The organism is Burkholderia sp. HMSC10F09 (assembly GCF_001806955.1).
Classification (GTDB): Bacteria; Pseudomonadota; Gammaproteobacteria; order Burkholderiales; family Burkholderiaceae; genus Burkholderia; species Burkholderia multivorans.
In genome coordinates this window covers 1-1,012 of the sequence record NZ_KV786665.1, presented here as the reverse complement: position 1 = coordinate 1,012, position 1,012 = coordinate 1, and the positions used below count along the sequence as shown (strand labels likewise).

The following is a 1,012-nucleotide window of genomic DNA, read 5'->3' as shown; positions in this document are numbered from 1 at the left end:
ATGGGGCAGGTGCTGACGGCGGGTTCGGGCCAGAACCCGGCGCGCCAGTCGCTGATCAAGGCCGGGCTGCCGAGCGCGGTGCCGGGGATGACGATCAACAAGGTGTGCGGCTCGGGGCTGAAGGCCGTGATGCTGGCCGCGAACGCGATCGTCGCGGGCGACGCGGAGATCGTCGTGGCGGGCGGGCAGGAGAACATGAGCGCGGCGCCGCACGTGCTGCCGGGCTCGCGCGACGGGTTCCGGATGGGCGACGCGAAGCTGGTCGACACGATGATCGTCGACGGCCTGTGGGACGTGTACAACCAGTACCACATGGGCATCACGGCGGAGAACGTCGCGAAGGAATACGGCATCACGCGCGAAGAGCAGGATGCGTTCGCGGCGCTGTCGCAGAACAAGGCCGAAGCGGCGCAAAAGGCGGGGCGCTTCAATGACGAGATCGTGCCGGTGTCGATTCCGCAGCGCAAGGGCGAGCCGCTGCAGTTCGCGACCGACGAGTTCGTGCGTCACGGCGTGACGGCGGAGTCGCTCGCGGGGCTGAAGCCGGCGTTCGCGAAGGACGGTACGGTGACGGCGGCCAACGCGTCGGGCATCAACGACGGCGCGGCGGCGGTGCTCGTGATGTCGGCGCAGAAGGCCCAGGCGCTGGGTCTGACGCCGCTCGCGCGGATCAAGGCGTATGCGAACGCGGGCGTGGATCCGAGCGTGATGGGCATGGGCCCGGTGCCGGCATCGCGTCGATGCCTGGAGCGCGCGGGCTGGACGCCGGGCGATCTGGACCTGATGGAGATCAACGAGGCGTTTGCGGCGCAGGCGCTGGCGGTGCACAAGCAGATGGGCTGGGACACGTCGAAGGTGAACGTGAACGGCGGGGCGATCGCGATCGGTCCCCCGATCGGCGCGTCGGGCTGCCGGATCCTGGTGACGCTGCTGCACGAGATGGTCAAGCGCGATGCGAAGCGCGGGCTCGCGTCGCTCTGCATCGGCGGCGGGATGGGCGTCGCGCTGGCGG

General features: G+C 70.0%; 1 protein-coding gene. It reads left to right on the top strand.

Annotated elements, in window-relative coordinates:
• The coding region (locus HMPREF3115_RS11345) for an acetyl-CoA C-acetyltransferase (RefSeq protein ID WP_070554444.1) at nt 1–1,012 on the top strand (1,012 nt) is incomplete at both ends.